This is a genomic window from Actinopolymorpha sp. B17G11 (assembly GCF_040196095.1).
Lineage (GTDB): Bacteria > Actinomycetota > Actinomycetes > Propionibacteriales > Actinopolymorphaceae > Thermasporomyces.
In genome coordinates this window covers 50,280-66,608 of record NZ_JBEFTW010000018.1, presented here as the reverse complement: position 1 = coordinate 66,608, position 16,329 = coordinate 50,280, and the positions used below count along the sequence as shown (strand labels likewise).

The 16,329-nt window shown below is 68.8% G+C and carries 14 protein-coding genes; 6 read left to right on the top strand and 8 right to left on the bottom strand.

All coding sequences use genetic code 11. From position 1 onward, the window contains the following. Positions 1–28 precede the first annotated feature (28 nt). The gene (locus ABN028_RS19025; protein ID WP_349697490.1) at positions 29–2,623 is read left to right on the top strand and encodes a polysaccharide lyase family 8 super-sandwich domain-containing protein; all 2,595 of its coding nucleotides are present in this window, start codon (positions 29–31) and stop codon (positions 2,621–2,623) included. Positions 2,624–2,751: 128 nt separating this feature from the next. Beyond that, positions 2,752–3,567, top strand: coding sequence for a trypsin-like serine protease (locus ABN028_RS19020; protein ID WP_349697489.1), 816 nt, complete (start codon positions 2,752–2,754; stop codon positions 3,565–3,567). A 12-nt stretch (positions 3,568–3,579) separates the two neighbouring features. On the opposite strand, the gene ABN028_RS19015 is transcribed toward ABN028_RS19020, so the two are convergent. From ABN028_RS19015 to ABN028_RS19005, 3 genes are all read right to left on the bottom strand, one after another. Next, positions 3,580–5,049, bottom strand: coding sequence for a right-handed parallel beta-helix repeat-containing protein (locus ABN028_RS19015; RefSeq protein ID WP_349697488.1), 1,470 nt, complete (start codon positions 5,047–5,049; stop codon positions 3,580–3,582). A gap of 62 nt (positions 5,050–5,111) precedes the next feature. Next, entirely contained in the window at positions 5,112–5,276 is a 165-nt protein-coding gene (locus ABN028_RS19010; protein WP_349697487.1) for a hypothetical protein, read from the bottom strand. 189 nt (positions 5,277–5,465) lie between these two features. Then, positions 5,466–6,821, bottom strand: a complete 1,356-nt coding sequence (locus tag ABN028_RS19005; RefSeq protein WP_349697486.1) for an HNH endonuclease signature motif containing protein — start codon at positions 6,819–6,821, stop codon at positions 5,466–5,468. Positions 6,822–7,043: 222 nt separating this feature from the next. On the opposite strand from ABN028_RS19005, the gene ABN028_RS19000 reads away from it, so the two are divergent. After that, positions 7,044–7,811, top strand: coding sequence for a 2-phosphosulfolactate phosphatase (locus ABN028_RS19000; protein WP_349697485.1), 768 nt, complete (start codon positions 7,044–7,046; stop codon positions 7,809–7,811). 24 nt (positions 7,812–7,835) lie between these two features. On the opposite strand, the gene ABN028_RS18995 is transcribed toward ABN028_RS19000, so the two are convergent. Continuing rightward, positions 7,836–8,375: a histidine phosphatase family protein gene (locus ABN028_RS18995; RefSeq protein WP_349697484.1), complete on the bottom strand. Its 540-nt coding sequence runs from the start codon at positions 8,373–8,375 to the stop codon at positions 7,836–7,838. 477 nt (positions 8,376–8,852) lie between these two features. On the opposite strand from ABN028_RS18995, the gene tuf reads away from it, so the two are divergent. Next, complete coding sequence (gene tuf / locus ABN028_RS18990; protein WP_349697483.1) at positions 8,853–10,034, top strand: elongation factor Tu; 1,182 nt, start codon at positions 8,853–8,855, stop codon at positions 10,032–10,034. 8 nt (positions 10,035–10,042) lie between these two features. Here tuf and ABN028_RS18985 read toward each other — a convergent pair whose 3' ends face one another. Beyond that, positions 10,043–10,588 (bottom strand): NADPH-dependent FMN reductase, encoded by a 546-nt coding sequence (locus ABN028_RS18985; RefSeq protein WP_349697482.1) that lies wholly within the window; start codon positions 10,586–10,588, stop codon positions 10,043–10,045. A 43-nt stretch (positions 10,589–10,631) separates the two neighbouring features. After that, on the bottom strand, positions 10,632–12,029 hold the full coding sequence (locus ABN028_RS18980) for an MFS transporter (protein ID WP_349697481.1): 1,398 nt from the start codon (positions 12,027–12,029) through the stop codon (positions 10,632–10,634). Positions 12,030–12,620: 591 nt separating this feature from the next. On the opposite strand from ABN028_RS18980, the gene ABN028_RS18975 reads away from it, so the two are divergent. Together ABN028_RS18975 and ABN028_RS18970 are read left to right on the top strand one after the other, a co-directional pair. Further along, a complete protein-coding gene (locus tag ABN028_RS18975) occupies positions 12,621–13,232 on the top strand; it encodes an RNA polymerase sigma factor (protein WP_349697480.1) in 612 nt (203 codons plus the stop codon). Next, entirely contained in the window at positions 13,225–14,163 is a 939-nt protein-coding gene (locus ABN028_RS18970) for a CU044_5270 family protein (protein WP_349697479.1), read from the top strand. The genes ABN028_RS18975 and ABN028_RS18970 overlap by 8 nt, the downstream gene beginning before the upstream one ends. A 71-nt stretch (positions 14,164–14,234) precedes the next feature. On the opposite strand, the gene ABN028_RS18965 is transcribed toward ABN028_RS18970, so the two are convergent. Next, positions 14,235–15,254 carry a DUF4331 family protein gene (locus tag ABN028_RS18965; RefSeq protein WP_349697478.1) on the bottom strand — a complete coding sequence of 340 codons (1,020 nt, stop codon included), beginning with the start codon at positions 15,252–15,254 and terminating at the stop codon, positions 14,235–14,237. 90 nt (positions 15,255–15,344) lie between these two features. Further along, positions 15,345–16,259, bottom strand: a complete 915-nt coding sequence (locus ABN028_RS18960) for an arginase family protein (RefSeq protein ID WP_349697477.1) — start codon at positions 16,257–16,259, stop codon at positions 15,345–15,347. Between the last annotated feature and the right edge of the window lie 70 nt (positions 16,260–16,329).

Sequence of the window (16,329 nt, the reverse complement as noted above, 5' to 3'; positions counted from 1 at the left end):
CGCCGGCCGGTGTCGTCGAGGAGTGCCCGTGAGAATCAGCCGTCGCAGCCTGCTGTCCGTCGTGCCCGCCGCTAGCCTGCTGCCGGTGGCCACACCGCGACCGGCGGGCGCCCGCACCACTGCCGACACCGCCGCCTCCTCCTCCACTTCCGCCGCCTCCTCCACCACCGCGGCCGCCGACAGCACGCGACTGCTGGACAACACGCGCGGCATCTTCGCCGGCACCCCGGAGTCGAACGCCCGACCCGAGGTCGCCGCCAAGCTGGCCGGCATCGACCGGGCCGCGCGCACGCACCTCGCCGCGATGGACAACGCCGGCGACGGCGAACTCTTCGCCGGCCTGCCCCTCGGCACCAGCGATCCGAACGTCACCACGTCGTTCCGCAACCTCTCCGACATCGCGCTCGCCACCCGGACGCCGGGCAGTGGCTCCGACCTCGAAGACAACCTCGACGTGCAGCGCCGGGTGATCGACGGACTGGTCTGGCTGCACGACACCTACTACGGCGACCAGGAGAAGGGGTACTACGGCAACTGGTTCAACTGGGAGATCGGCATCTCCACCCACGTCAGCAAGGCCCTGGTGCTGCTCGCCGACCAGGTGCAGGCGTACCGCCCCGGCCTCGTCCAGACCTACGTCGCGGCCATGGACGCCTACCTCCGCAACGGCAAGGACGGCGACGTCGACCTCGACTCGCGCTTCCACACCGGCGCCAACCTGGCCGACATCACGACCAACCGGATCCTGCAGGGGGCGCTGCTCGGCGACGACGCGCGGATCGCGAAGGCGCTCGCGGACCAGCTCACCGTGTTCGCCACCATCGATCCGTACGACCTGCAGCACGGTGTCACCGACGGCTACTACGCCGACGGGTCGTTCATCCAGCACCACTCGGTCGCCTACACCGGTTCCTACGGCCGCGGCCTGCTCACGCGGGTGGTGCAGACGATCAAGATCCTCGACGGTACGACGTACGCCCGCGGCGACGGTCTGGTCGCGGTGGTGCAGGGCTGGGTCAGGGACGGGTTCGCACCGCTGATCTTCGAGGGCTGGATGATGGAGGTCGTCAAGGGCCGTGCCGTGTCGCGGACGGGTACCGGCTATGCGGACGTCCGCACGATCGTCGAGGCGATCGTCGACCTCGCCGACTACGCCGCCGGCGCGGACGCGGCCGCTCTCCAGGGTTACGTGAAGTCCATCGCGTCGACGTCGCCCGTCGCGCTGGACCCGACGAGCTTCGTGTCACCGGTCAGCGTGGCCCGCTACGCCGACGTCCTCGGCGACTCCGGCATCACGCCCGCGGACCTCAACCCGCCGGCGCGGAGCGTGGCGTTCAACGCGATGGACCGCAACGTCCACCGGCGTCCGGGCTATGCCTTCGCGCTGGCGCGGAGCTCGGACCGGATCAGCAAGTACGAGTACATGAGCGGCGAGAATCTCCTGCCGTGGTTCCAGGGCGACGGCGCCCACTACCTCTACCTGGCCGGGCAGGACCAGACCCAGGCGTACGGGATCGACTACTTCTCGACGGTCTCGCCCTACGCGCTGGCGGGCGTCACCGCGCCGGTGGAGCAGCGGAGGACGATTCCGGAGCTCTACGGCACGCCGTACTACGACAACCCCGACCACCCGTTGAACTTCACCTCGTCGTCGGAGTCGCAGAACACCTACGTCTACTTCCCGCGCGGGACCAACCGGCATTCCGGCGGCGCCACCCTCGATGCGTACGGCGTGGCCGGGATGGTGCAGTCCGACGACGTTGCGTACGTCGACAAGCAGAGCGGCATCCTGCCGGACGACTTCGTGGTCTACCAGAACGCCACGGCCACCAAGTCGTGGTTCATGCTGGACGACGAGATCGTGGTGTTGGCCGCGAACGTCGGCGACCCGGCCGGCCGCGCGGTGACGACGAGCGTCGACGCCCGGACCGCGGCGCCGTCGGACGAGATCGCGATCAGTGGCGCGCTGCGGGACGGCGGCGCCTGGTCGGGCCCGGGCACGGGAGCGCTGGCGTGGTTGCGTTATGCCAACGCGAGCGAGGGCACCGCGGTCGGGTACGTCTTCCTCGAGCCGCGTCAGGTGGCGGTCGGGCTGGAGACCGTGACCCGTAGTCGCCGGGTCGTGCGTACGTCCAACCCGGACACGCAGGTGACCCGGCAGGTCCTCGGCGTCTCGATCGACCAGCCCGCCGGTGCCGCGCCGTCGTCGCTGGCGTACGCCCTCGTGCCCAATGCCGGCGAGGGCCAGCTGAGGTCGTACGCCGACGGGCCGCTCACCGTGCTGGCCAACAGCCGGAGCGTCCAGGCGATCCAGCACACCGGGCTCGGGCTGACCGCCGCCAACGTGTTCGCCGACGGTCGGCATGAGGCGGCCGGGATGAGTATCGACGGACCGGCCTCGGTGATCACGCAGACGCGGCAGGGTGGTGGCGAGATCACGGTCGCCGTGTCCGACCCGACGATGGAGCGGGCGACGGTGAGCGTCCTGCTCCGCGGCGCCCCGCTGACGGTGGTGTCGGCCGACGACGGCGTGCGGGTGCGGCGCGACGCCGGCGGTACGCGGGTGGAGTACGACACGCGCCATGCGTACGGTCGCAGCCTCCGCGTCACCCTCCGCCGCTAGAACACGAGACGTTGGCCCCCGCCCACCCGGAGCGGCTGGCGACCGCATCGGTCAATGTGCTACGCCACCACGGCGTGGCGGACTACAGTGTCCGCACGTCGTGCAGGAGTGGATCTTGAGGAGCTCACATGGTCAAGAAGGCCGTCACTCTCGCGGTTTCCGTTCTCGCCCTTCTCGCCCTCTCGTGGAGTCCCGCCGCTGCGATCACCGACGGCGAGCTCGACGGCGACGGCCATCCGTACGTCGGTCTGATGGTGGCGCATGACGCCCAAGGCAACCCCCTGTGGCGCTGCAGCGGCACGCTCCTGTCGGCAACGCTCTTCCTGACGGCCGGCCACTGCACCGAGGCTCCCGCCGCCCACGCGGAGATCTGGTTCGATGCCGACGTCGAGTCCGGCATCCCCGCCAACGGCTACCCCGACAAGGGCGACGTTGGTGGCACGACTTACACCCATCCCAGCTACGATCCGGACGCCTTCTATCGGTTCGACCTCGGCGTGGTGGTGCTGAGCAAGCCGATGAAGATGAGTGCGTACGGTTCGCTGCCGAAGCAGGACGTGCTTGACGCGATGGCCTCCAGGCGCGGCGCCCAGGACGTCACGTTCACCGCGGTCGGCTACGGGCTCCAGGAGAGTTTCCCCGACCAGGCCTCGTTCCTCGCCAACAACCAGCGCGTGCGTATGGTCGCCCATCCGCATCTCCTCCAGATCAACACCGGTTTCACCGGGGACTACTCCATCCTCCTGTCCAACAACGCGAACACCGGCGGAACGTGCTTCGGTGACTCGGGTGGCCCCAACTTCATCGGCAACTCCAGTGTCGTCGGTGGAGTCACCTCCTTCGGCATCAACGGCAACTGCGCGGGTACCGGCGGCGTGTACCGCGTCGACCGTGCCGATGACCTCACCTGGCTCCAGTCCGCGTTCGGCAGCCATCTCCGTTAGCGCGCCGGCCCGTCAGTTCGTCAGGTTGTCCTTGACGATCTTGTTTCCTCGTCCCCTGTCGACGATCTGGCCGGTGGCGTTGTCGCGCACGATGTTGTGGGTGACGATGTAGTTGCGTACACCTGGTCCGATGTGGATGCCCTCGCCGAGTTGCCGGCTCGGTTCACCCTCGGGGGAGCCGTTGTCCGACACGATGTTCGCGTTGATGATCGCCTCACTGACCTGGTCGCCCAGCAGCGCGATCCCATGTCCGCCGTTCTTGCCGAGACCGTTGTAGAGGACGTTGCTTCCGGTGATGATCCACTTCCCGGAGCCGGCTGCAATTCCAGAGCCGTACGCATTGAAGATCCGGCACCCGTCCACGATGACGGTGTTCAGCCCTCGGCGGTTCGGTGCGGCGGCGTCGGGGTCGCTGCGGTAGTTGATGTTGTTGCCGCGCGGGAATCCGTCGCTTGGTGGCGGATCCGGTGTTCCGAAGACGTTGCGGCCGCTGGCCGAGACCCAGGTGTTGTTGAGGTGGAGCAATGCCACACTGCCCGCGGCAACGTCGAGACCGTGCCCGCTCGCGCTGTCGATGAAGCATTGGTTGAGGAAGATCTCCCGGTTGATGGTGCCGCTCAGTGCGTCGTCGATCAGAACGTTGGTCTCGTTGACGATGACGTCGACATCCTCCAAGACGATGCCGCCAGAGCTTCCACCGATGTGCACACCGACGCTGCCCTTCTCGAGATCGGCGATGACCCGCGAACCACCGATGAGCCAGAACCCCGCACCGTAGCTCTGGTTGGGCTTTCCGTGCAGGGTCACACCTGCGTGGTGCGCGATCGCCATGACGTTGGAGAGTACGCAGGTGTCGAAGAACCGGAAGTAGAACGCGTCGTGCAACGGGCCGGGACCGACTTCCTGCGGTGCGGCCTTCACGTCGTCGATGCGGTAACGCTCGGCGTGTTCGCAGAAGATGCCGGCACCCGAGACCTTGCGCACCGCCGCCGTCACCGCGAAGTGTTCGAAAAAGACGTTCCGTACTGGCGTGCTCGGGTCGGGCGTACCAGCGTAGATGATGTGTCCCTCAGCAGCGGCGCCTTGGATGACGCTGCCGGCACCGATGCCGACGAGTCCCACGTTGGACTTCTCGATCCGCAGCGTACGGCCGACGCGATACAGACCCGAAGGGAGGAAGACGACGGCCCCGCCACCCTGCGGAAGGCCGTCGGCGGAGGCGGACGCCGCGTCGATGGCGTCCTGGATAGCAGGTTGGTCGTCGGCGTTCCCGTCGCCGGTGGCGCCGAAGTCGCGGACGTCGTAGTAGGACCGCAGTCGTTGCTCGGGTGCCGCGAGGGCCGGGCGTGGAGCCATGGCTCCGGCGGCGCCAAGCCCGGCCGCCATGCCGGCGGCCACGCCAGCTCCGGTGAGGATGCCCCGTCGGGTGGTGCGGTCAGGTGGGTCGCCAACGGTGTGACGGGAGTGCGTTCGACGAGACATGGGTGGGCCTTTCACGGTGGCGGCGGACATCCCGTGGAGGGTGAAGGAGGCGGGCCGACCCGTCAACGCGTACCGGCCGGCGTTGGCCAGCGCTGTCCGGAACGTGCGGTGAGCGCGGCGAGCCCGGCGATGATGCCGAGCAGGGGTTTACGCACGCCACGACGGATGAGCGGACGGCGGAGACGGCGCGCCACCTTGGTCGCGGGGCGTGGAGTGGACCGTGACATGGGGCAGCCTCCAGCTGAGAGTCCGTACGCAAAGACCCCGCGACGCCCAGATCCCGACCGGGCGTGCTGGACGGTAGGTGAGGGTGATCAGGCGGTCAAGGAAGCTGGCCCAGTACGGACGCAAAGTCCCGTGCCTTGGTCCGGGCCGATGTCTCGTCCGACCAGTGCAAGACGAAGAACCGCGCGCCCCTACGTACGAAGCCTGTTGTTGCGTTGGGGTTGCCTTGTCTTGTCGATCCATTCGGGTGGGATGAATTCCGGCTGGCCGTCGTCGGCGAGGCGTACGTGCCAGGCTCCTTGGTGGATGAGCCGGTGGTGGTGGCCGCACAAGAGGACGCCGTTGTCGACGGTGGTGGGTCCGCCTTGGAGCCAGGCGATGATGTGGTGGCCGTCGCACCAGGCGGGTGGGCGGTCGCAGCCGGGGAAGGCGCAGCCGCGGTCTCGGAGTTCCAGCAGTCGGCGGGTTCTGCCGACGAACAGGCGGGTGCCGTCGGTGAGGGCTTGTTGGCCGTTGACGATGCCCCAATAGGAGACTTTCGCGTCGCACGCCATGCGTTGGGCGGTACGAGCAGAAATCGGGGTGCCCGTGCGAAGCAGGGTGGCGTGGCCGGTGCCGTCCGCCAGGTTCGTGTCGGTGATGGTGATGACGAGGTGGGGCTTCTCTCCGGCGTGGGTGGGTGATTCGCCGGAGTCGAGGTAGCGGCGGAGTAGTTCGTGGAAACCGTCGCCGAGGCGTTGGCTGGCGGTGCGGGTATCGGGTCCGTCGGCGTCGGTGGGTCGCGGTTTGGCCAGTGGCTCGATCGCGGTGCGGAGCATGTCGGCCGTTTCGGCGTCGAGTTTTCCGCGGAGGAAGCTCGAGGTCGAGTAGGGGTCGTCCTGGATCGAGAGTTCTCGTCGACGGGCTGCCCTGGCTTCGTCGTCGGCAAGCTTCTTTGCCAGGATCCGGTCGGCAAGATCTGGGTCGACTGTGCCGAGGATGGTGGTGCCGATCCGGGTGAGGTCCTGTGGGTGGAAGACCCGGGCGTGGTCGAGCATGGCCCGTTCGGCGTCGAACCGGACGTCCGGCCCGGCCTCGGAGGGGAGGTTGCGGATCGTGTGGGCGATCACGTCGGCGGCATCGACGTCGATGTCACCGGCGTTCAGAGCGGTGTGGGTCATCGCCAGTGTGGTGTCCAGGTCGCGGGCGAGTTTCACGCGTCGGTTGGCCTTGCCGGGACGGATCCGCAGCAGCCCGGACAACCAGGTGGCGGTCGAGGTGGCGCCGGCGGTCCTGCCCAGATCGCGCCGGTCGACCTCGCGCACCGCCGCAAGGGTCGCGGCTTCAGCTTGGGCGAGCAGACCCTGCAGATCGACAAGTAGATCGACCAACTCGTCCTCGGCCATCGACCACAACACCGGCGGCAATTCCTCGCCAAGCCGGGCACGCATGCGAGACACCAGCACCGACAACCCGTGTCGCGGCGCCTGCCCGTCGGGGCCTGGCCCGGTGGTGGTGCCCGCCCCAGCGCCGGTGCCGCGGGTCGCGGTCGTGGTGGCCGTTTCCATGATCCCAACCCTAGACCCGACCACCGACAGCCCGACCCTGGAAAGCCTGTAAAACAGGGGCCTTTCCATGATCGTGAAGGGAAAGCGGGCCATAGGTCGACAGAACCTTCATGATCACGATCATGATCACGGGAAGGGTGCGCGCACGCCACAGCCGCAAGGCATCGGCGTCGGCATCGCGGCCCTGAGGGGAGGCCAGTGATCGTGGCATACTTGCCGGTTGTGTCAGCGGCTCCGTGGTACGCACAGTCCCCCTACGGCATCCGGTTCGAGTGGGGTCCGGCGGGTGCGGAGCGGATCCGCCAGGGCTGCGCCTGTGTCGTGGTCGTCGACGTCCTCTCCTTCACCACGGCAGTCACCGTTGTCGTCGAGGCGGGGACGCGGGTGTTCCCTTACGCGTGGCGTGACGAGACGGCCGCCACCTTCGCGAAGGACAAGGGTGCCCGGCTGGCCGTCGGCCGCAAGGCGGTGTCGGAGGAGTCCCCGTGGTCGCTGTCTCCCGCCGCGCTTCGCCGTGCCCCGACCGCCGACCGGCTGGTACTGCCCTCACCCAACGGATCCTCGATCTCGGCGGCGGCTGCCAGTGCTGGCGCGACGGTGGTGGCCGGGAGCCTGCGCAACGCGCGCGCCACCGGACGCTGGCTCTCCGCGAACGGCTTCGGGTCACCGGAACGCCCGGTCGCGGTGATCGCCTCCGGTGAGCGCTGGTCGGACGGATCCCTCCGACCAGCGCTCGAGGATCTCCTCGGTGCCGGAGCTGTCATCGCCGCCCTCGCCGACGCCGGGCGCGAAGGCCTGTCCCCGGAGGCGTTCAACGCGCATGCCAGCTTCCGCACGACGGCCGATGTCACCTCCGCGGTCGCTGACTGCGCGTCGGGCCGGGAGCTCATCGCGTACGGATTCGCCGAAGATGTGGCCGTCGCCACTGAGGTCGACGGCTCGGGCACCGTCCCCGTCCTCACCGACGAGGGGTTCGTCGCGGCCACCTGATCCACGCACCTTGCGGGCACGAACTCATGGCGTACGAAGGAACTCCACCGCACAGAAGCGATTGGCGTAGGTCAGCCGGGCACCCTCGCAGCAGCCGAACGGCCGGCCCCACCGGCGGTGATCGGCGTCGGGGAAGCAGGCGACCAGTCCGTATTCCAGGTCGCCGGAGTGCCCGATGACGAGCGCGGCCTGGTCGTGTGACAACGGCGTCAGCAGGTCACGCCAGACGGCGGCGAGCGCGTGGGCATAGCGGTAGCTCGCCCCGCCTTGTCCGATCAGTGCGGCCAACGCGGCGAACGGATGATCAGCCTGCCACCACTGCGACTCCGCCGACTCGGCGTGGAGACCTTCCTCGTCCGAAGCAAGGGTGACCACCTCCTGGTCGACCGCGAAGCCCATCGCGAGGGCGGTCTCCCGTGCCCTCGGGACCACGGAGGTGGCGACGACCGCGAACGGGCCCATGGACTCGCCGAGCCTGCGGGCCAGGTCCACCCCCTGCTGCGAGAGCTGCGAACCGCCGGTGTTCTTGCGCAGACTGTGGCGCCGGATCTCCAGAATCGTCACAACCGCACAGGCTACTGGGCCGTTCCCGTTCGCGCCGGTTTGTCGGCCCGGTACCAGGTAGCTGCCGGCCTGCCGGTTGACCATGTGACGGTAGAGCCGTCCATCGCCGGCAAGGCGTCGCGCCTATCCGTAATCCGGTCGACCGCGGCCCTGCGGAATCCCTATGCTGGTGGGCATGTTCGCCCCGGTCGGCTTCCTGACGCTCGCAGCCAAGACGCTGCTGAGCGCGCTGCCGGCTGCCTGCGCGGCGTGCGCGCCCGTCGACGGCGCCCGAAGCTGACCCCTCTCCGTCCCCTCCGGAGAACCAGCGGAGAGGGGTGGACCAGAGCACGGCGCGGGTCGGATCACCGACCAGGCGACTCGATCCGGATCAACCGGCCGCCTCGAAATAACCGGCCGTACTCCGTGGTTCTCACGTTCCCGCACACTCGCGAGCGCGAGCCCGGGAATTCCATCGTAGGTGAGGACGAAACACCCATGGCCAAGCAGTTGTACGCACGCAGCAAGCCGCACCTCAACATCGGGACGATGGGGCATGTCGACCATGGCAAGACGACGTTGACAGCCGCCATCACCAAGGTGCTGTCCGACCGCGGGCTCTCCCGCGCGGTGCCGTTCGAGCAGATCGACCGTACCCGCGAGGAGCGCGACCGCGGCATCACGATCACCATCACGCACGTGGAGTACGAGACCGCGACCCGGCACTACGCGCATGTCGACATGCCGGGCCACGCCGACTATGTGAAGAACATGATCACCGGCGCGGCCCAGATCGACGGTGCCGTGCTGGTCGTGTCCGCGGAGGACGGTGCGATGCCGCAGACACGCGAGCACATCGTCCTGGCGAGGCAGGTCGGCGTACGCCACATCGTGGTGGCGCTCAACAAGGCGGACACCGTGGAGGACACCGACCTGCTCGACCTGGTCGAGCTCGAGGTGCGCGACATGCTCACCGCGTACGGGTTCCCCGGCGACGATGTTCCGGTCGTCCGGGTGTCCGGACTTCTTGCCCTGCAAGGAGATCCGTACTGGATCGCCCGCATCGACGACCTGCTCGACGCGATCGACTCGTACGTCCCCGTGCCACCGCGCGTTCTGGACAAGCCGTTCCAGTTGCCGATCGAGAACGTGCTCACCATCACCGGGCGCGGCACGGTCGTGACCGGAGTGGTGGCTCAGGGCGCGGTCCGCGTGGGTGAGACGGTCGAGGTGGTCGGCCTGGTCGACGAGCCGTTGGTCAGTGTCGTGACCGGGCTGGAGACCTTCGGTCAGTCGATGGACCACGCGGAGGCCGGCGACAACACGGCGATGCTCCTGCGGGGGATCAAGCGTGAGCAGGTCCGCCGCGGGCAGGTCGTCAGCGCACCCGGCTCGATCCGGCCGCACACGCGGTTCCGGGCGCGGGTCCGGGTGCTGACGGCGGACGAGGGTGGGCGGCGCAAGCCGTTCTTTCACGGCTACCAGCCGCAGTTCCACTTTCGTACGACCGACACGGTGGGAACGATCCTGCTCGGCGAGGGCCGGATGGCGCTGCCCGGCGACACGGTCGACATGACCGTCGAACTAGGCAAGCCGATCGCGCTCGCCGCCGGGCTTGGTTTCGCGATCCGCGAAGGTGGCCGTACGGTCGGCGCCGGAACCGTCGTCGACCTGGATTGAAGGAAGGGTCAGAAGGCGTACGGGCGTACGGCTCTGGCGCTTCGCAACGCGTGTGCCCACCAGGTCACCTGGTCGAGCAGGATGGTGGCGGCCAGATTGACCTGGTGGGCTTCGCGTGGGTTTCCGGCCTCGTCGAAGCACCGCCGACCTCCGTGGAAGCTCACCGTGTCCCGGACCGTCACCGCGTGCAGCTCGGCGAAGACGACGCGAAGGGGTTCGACCGCACGCAGGCCACCGGACAGTCCGCCGTAGCTGACGAAGCCGACGGGTTTCGCCTTCCACTGCGTACGCACGCTGTCGATCGCATGCTTCAGCGGGCCGGGAAAACTGTGGTTGTACTCCGGTGTGACGACCACGTACGCATCCGCGACGCCGATGCGGTCTGCGAAGCCGGCGCTGGGAATCGGCGTGTCGGCGAGGTCGATGACGTCGATGGTCAGGTCGTCGCGTTGCTTGGCGCGGCCGACGAACCAGGTAGCTACGACGGGACCGAACCGTACCTCGCGGACGCTGCCCACGATCACCGCGAGCTGGACGGGTTCCTCGGACGTCACTGCGTACTCCTCGGGAGAAGGTGCGCGGTCGTGGAGAGCGTGTTCAGGCTACGGGTGATGCGTCCGCGTCCACGCTCTGCGCGGCCGCGGTGACGGGATCGGTCACATGGCGGGGTACCACGCAGAGGGCGACGAGCCCACCGAACGCGACCACCGCGAGGACCACGACACCGGAACGAAAACCGGCGATGCCGCCCCCGGCGAGTGTCCAGCACAGGGCAGCGACCGCTGGCCCGACGGTGGTGGCGACGGTACGCGCCGTCATCGCGAGGCCGCCGGCGGTCCCCGCCATCCCGGCCGGTGTGGCGGCCAGGATCGCCGCGTTGATCGGTGTGTTGAACAACGCGGCACCGGCACCGAGCACGGCGAGGCGCCAGGCGAGATCCACCAGACCTGCCTCTGCTCCCACCGTGGCCATGGTGATCATCCCGGCCACCATGACCGCACTGCCGACTCTGGCGACCAGCATCGTGCCGTACCTGTCGGAAAGCATCCCCGCGACCGGGGAGATCGGTGCCATGACGCCCACGAAGAACAGCAGCGCGATCCCGGTCAGCTCCGGGCTTCCCGCCAACACGTCGGCGATGAGGTACGGCAGCAGGAACACGATCAGCCCCATCGTGAGGCTCATACACAACAACGCGGTGAGGGCGGCGGCGAACGTCCGCCCGCGTACCAACGTGAGCACCGGGCGGGCCGATGGCAGGCGAGCCCACCACGTGCCGAGCGCCAGCGCCGCGAGGGTGAGCCCACCGGCGACGACCGGGCGATCGTCCACCTGGTCGAAGGCGAGCAGGACTGCGGTGACGGCGCCGCCGAGCAGCACCGCCTCGTGGAGCAACGTGAGGCGTGGCAACGGAAGGCCGCGACCAGGGCCGCTTCGTACCGTTCGGAACGCGAGCCACACCACGACGAACAGCAGCGGGATCTTCATCACGAAGACCTCGCGCCAGCTGAACGCACCGGCGACCAGTCCACCCAGGGGGACCCCGGCCATGCCGCCGAGCGTCATGATCGTGACGATCGCGCCGAACGCACGGCCGCGTTGTTCTTCGCGGACGCTGCCGAGGACGATGGGCATGTAGACGGCGACGACCAGCCCGGCCGCCATCCCCTGCAGCACCCGCGCGGCCAGCAGGATCCAGAACGCCGGTGCGACCGCACCCAGCACACTCGCCAGACCCACGCCGGCCATCGAGAGCAGGAACGTCGCCCGGACGTCGGCGCCGTCGACCCACCGGCCGACGGGAATGGCGATCGCCGCCATCGGCAGGGCGTACGCCAGGAGCACCCAGGCGGTCGCGGCCGGACCAACGCCGAGATCCCGGCCAAGACCCGGCAGCGTGACGGCGGCGATGGTCATCTCGGAGGTGACCACCAGCATGGCCAACCCGAGGGCCGTGACCGGTCCCCAGCGCGTGCGTTCCACACCTGCGCTCATCTGCGTTCTGTCCCTTCGCCGCTGACCCGGGTTGGCGGCGTCTTCGGTGCGCCAGTGCGCCCCTCTTCGGCCGTCCTCGACGACCGTAGGACCTCAACAAATGTTGAGGTCAAGCTGTCGCCTGCGTGTCCTCTCCGGCCAGCGCCTCGGGGAGATTCCCGTCCGGCGACCGATGCCGCATGAAGGTGCTTTTCCCAGCGACCACCGCTGCACAGAAAGGTGCTGTACGATCATCGCCAGCGGGCCCGGGAGTGACTTATCCGAAGTGCCGGTGCAGGGTGTGAATCCGGCCGCGCTGGACGTTGAAGCCGCCCCCAGGTGTCCACCGGGCCCGCGCCAAATTTTCTTGCTGCGTAGGGCGTTTCCTGCCGACGCCGCCTCCTGAGCATTGGCCTTCCGCGCACGAACGTTCTTCTCCGCACGAACACCCCTGCGAGCGGCCCGGACCTTGCGCGCTCGATCGACGATGACGGCCGGAGAGCGTCCGATCGGCGAATTCCGTGAACCCGCGTGAGCCGATGGGGTGAGAGGAGGTGAACCCCTCCCGCACCACCCGTTGCTCACGGGATGCTCACCAGGATGGAGCCCGGCATGACCGCAGCGCTCGCCGCCGACGACCGTACGAACGAGTCGAGCGATGCTGTTCTGATCGAGCGTTCCTGGCGTGAGCCTGAGTTGTTCGCCGCGCTCTTCGACCGGCACGGCGGCCCGGTCCACCGGTACGTCAGCCGGCGCCTGGGGGCGTCGGCCGCCGACGATGTGGTGGGCGACACCTTCCTCGCGGCGTTCCGACGGCGAAGACGGTACGACCTCACCCGACCCGATGCGCTGCCATGGCTCTACGGCATCGCGTCGAATCTGGTGGGGCGCCACCGACGCGCGGAGGTCCGCGCCTACCGGGCCCTCGCCCGCACCGGCGTCGATCCCGTGGTGGATTCGTACGCCGAACAGGTGGAGGCCCGCGTCACCGCTCAGGGGATGCACCGCGACCTCGCGGCAGCGCTCGCCCGGCTGGCCAAACGCGACCGGGACGTCCTGCTGCTGTACGCGTGGGCGGAGCTGTCGTACGCCGACATCGCGATGGCGTTGGGCATTCCCACCGGCACGGTGCGGTCGCGGCTGAACCGGGCCCGAAGGAAAGTACGTGAGGCGCTGGGCGGGACAGATCCGACCATCATCGACGAGGAGTCCGGCAATGGATGATCTCCAGGTCCTGCGCGAGCTACGGGAAACCGTCCCCCCGCCCACCCAGAGTGGGCTCGCCGGCATCCGGCGGCGCCTGGTCGCCGGCATGGTGCCACCGCGTCGCCGGCCTGGCTGGCGGCTGGCGGTGACGGTCGGCCTGGCACTGGCACTGGCCGCGGGCGTGACGGTCGCCGACACGCTGCGCAGTTCGCCGTCCCAGGTCGCCGACGCCGCCGTCTTCCTGCGCCAGGCCGCGACCGTGGTGGACGACGGCGAGTCACCGGCAGAGCGCACGCGTCCGAACGCCTGGCTCTACACGAAACGACTGACCACCTGGCCGGGCGGCGAGCCGGACGAGCAGGTCGAGCGATGGTGGCGCTTCGACGGCAGGCAGACCGTCACCTACGTACCCCAGTGCGGGAAGTGCCCGGACGGCCTCCTGTCCTCACCGCTGGAACCTCGCGGCGAGCACGGCGGTCACGGCGAGGAGCGCACGCTGTCTCCGCAGCGGATCTGGCACCACCACGAGTCGCTGCCGCGCGATCCGGCCCTCCTGCTGGGCGAGCTTCGCCGGCTGGGCGTGTGGGCCAGCTTCGGCGACCTCGACCCCGACCAGACCGCGGACAGCCAGGCGTTCTGGGTGGCGAGGGACCTGCTCGGTGCCGGCGGACTCCTGCCGCCACCTGACCTGCAGGCCGCGCTGTTCCGCGCGCTCGCGCGGATCCCGGGGGTCCAGGTCACCGTCGACGGAGAGGACCCGGCCGGGCGCGCAGCGGTGACGATCAGGTACCAGCCGTCGCCCAAGGTCCCGGGCCACAACTTCGAGGGGTACGAGTTCTTCGTCGACCCGGAGACGTACGGGTATCTCGGGGAACGCGGTCAGGACGGAAGCGGTTCCGCCCTCCTCGGGTCCGCTCTCACCGACCAGGCCGGAGAACGGCCCCAGTGAGACCGGAGAACGGGGCCAGTGAGACAGGCACACGCGACCTGGGGCAGGGTCCCGCAACCGAAGAGGGTCCGTCAGGAGCTGCCTGCCGGGTGCGGGTCGCCGAGGTACGGGAAGCGGTCCAGGGTGTCGGTGTGGGGCGTCAGGCCGGTGGGCGGTGCCTCGTTCTTGGTGAGGAACGCGACGCGGATGTCGATGACGTCTTCGGTGAATGTCCGGCCATTGGGGTACGCGGCCGGCTTGGCCGGGTCGAAGTGCAGCACGTCCGGCAGGAGGCCGTGCTCGTCGAGCGCGGTGATCGCCTCCTCGCGCGAGTAGCCGCCCGTGTGGCCCAACAGGTGGACGAACTGGTCCGTCCACCTGGCCCGGTCGTTGACCGGTTCGCTGGCGTTGTACTCCTCCTTCGTGTCGTCGGTGTTGAAGAAGCTGCTCATTGACGGGTGTCCGGCCCGGTCCGCGTGGACGAGTTCGCCGTCGCGTAGGACGCTGCACCGGCCCCAGATGTGCAGCTCGGGCTTTGGCGCCAGCTCCGCGGTCGGCAGTTCGATGGCCATGGAAAAGACGTTCGCCGTGCTGTTGGAGTCGACGCCGGTCCACGGGGACTTCCCGCCCAGGTGCGGTGCGGTGAAGTTCCTGTTGCCGCTGGTGTCGAACAGATTCTTGATTCCGTCGAAGTCGAAGAAGAAGGCGTCACTGCGGCTACCAGCGGCCACCTTGTGATCGCCGCTGCTGATCACGTTGGCCTCAGGACCGAAGGAAACGGCAGCGTCCGACACGATCTTGGTGCCGGCCGCCTCGGGCCTGCGGGAGTCCGCACCGGTGGCCATGAAGACGCTGTAGGTCTGCGAACCGTCGGATGCCGGCGGGCTGAAGACCCAGCTGAAGGCGACGTCGGTCAGGTAGTCGCCGTCGTTGTCGACGTTCAGGCGGTATATGGCGTCGGGGTGCAGGGCATCTGCGCGAGGATTGGCGTTGAGGATGAGGACGGTCCTGCTCGGATCGTCGGGTGCCGCGAAGGCGTACAGGTCGCACAGATCGAGGCGCTGGTCGCCAAGTGGCGGCCCGAGGCTGAGGCCGGTGAAGTGGTTGGACACGTCTGGCCCTTACCATCGCCCGCCCGCCGAAAAACCGCGGAACACCGGAACGCTCCAACGGGCGTACTGCTGACGCGTGAGCGCTCGGAGTCACCTACCCGCCAACGGTCTCAGCGCACCTGTCAGAGCCTCGGCGAGAACGCGGGCGGTCGAGCCGTCCGGTTCGCCGTGGTCGGGATTGAACTCGGCGAACGTCATCCCCGCAAAGCCCGGGTGCGCCACGATCTCGGAAAGGGCCGTCATCGCCTCGGCCGTCGTCAGCCCCTTGTTGTACAGCGGTACGTCGGCGACGGGAAGGTCGTAGAAGTCGATCACGTCGACGTCGAAGTGCACCACGAAGCGATCCGCGGCGAGGGCCGCCAGCGCGCGGCGCGCAGCGTTTCGGGGATCGGCCCTCACGTCCCCGGCGGGGAACCGAGGGCTCGGGACCAGGCCGTCCGGGTCCTCCTCCGGCTCGCCGTATCCGAAGAAGCACAACCGTTCCGGGCTCAGCAGCGGACGCCGAGGTCCAAAGCCGGCCAGGGCGGAAGCCATGCCCGGCCGATCGAGCAGGTGGCCGACTCCGATCCCGTCGAGCACGCCCTCAGGGTTGTCCGGGTCGTTGGACAGGTCCTGTCCTCCGTCGAAGTACAGCAACGCCACGTCCTCGTCGTGCGCCACCGCGGCACTGTAGAGCGCGATCGCCAGCGTGCACTCCCCGCCGAGCACGAGCGGGATCTGGCCGGCCTCGACGATCCGGGAGATCTGCGCCCGGGCGTCGGACAGGACGTCCAGGACCCGGCTCAGATTGTGCGGCCGTTGCTCGGTCGGGTGTGGCCGCCACCGCACGACTGGGCGGTCGCCGTGGTCCTCCAGGTCGAGCCCGGCCTCACGGAGCAGGCGGATCAGACCGGCGTCGCGTAGCGCCGCGGGCGCCTTCTCCTGCCCAGGCCAGTGCGCCGCCGCACTCGACGGAACGCCGAGCAGTCCCAGAGTTGTCGTACCCAGAAGGTTGTCCGCGCTCATGAGCACGACCATAGGAGCAATTCCGGACGCTATTCTTCCGGATCGCACCGAGCGTCGCGTCACGGCCGAG

Coding starts and splice junctions, on each gene's coding strand:
- ABN028_RS19020 (WP_349697489.1), top strand. CDS start 2,752: ATGGTCAAGAAGGCCGTCACTCTCGCGGTTTCCGTTCTCGCCCTTCTC.
- ABN028_RS19015 (WP_349697488.1), bottom strand. CDS start 5,049: ATGTCTCGTCGAACGCACTCCCGTCACACCGTTGGCGACCCACCTGAC.
- ABN028_RS19010 (WP_349697487.1), bottom strand. CDS start 5,276: ATGTCACGGTCCACTCCACGCCCCGCGACCAAGGTGGCGCGCCGTCTC.
- ABN028_RS19005 (WP_349697486.1), bottom strand. CDS start 6,821: ATGGAAACGGCCACCACGACCGCGACCCGCGGCACCGGCGCTGGGGCG.
- tuf (WP_349697483.1), top strand. CDS start 8,853: ATGGCCAAGCAGTTGTACGCACGCAGCAAGCCGCACCTCAACATCGGG.
- ABN028_RS18980 (WP_349697481.1), bottom strand. CDS start 12,029: ATGAGCGCAGGTGTGGAACGCACGCGCTGGGGACCGGTCACGGCCCTC.
- ABN028_RS18975 (WP_349697480.1), top strand. CDS start 12,621: ATGACCGCAGCGCTCGCCGCCGACGACCGTACGAACGAGTCGAGCGAT.
- ABN028_RS18970 (WP_349697479.1), top strand. CDS start 13,225: ATGGATGATCTCCAGGTCCTGCGCGAGCTACGGGAAACCGTCCCCCCG.
- ABN028_RS18960 (WP_349697477.1), bottom strand. CDS start 16,259: ATGAGCGCGGACAACCTTCTGGGTACGACAACTCTGGGACTGCTCGGC.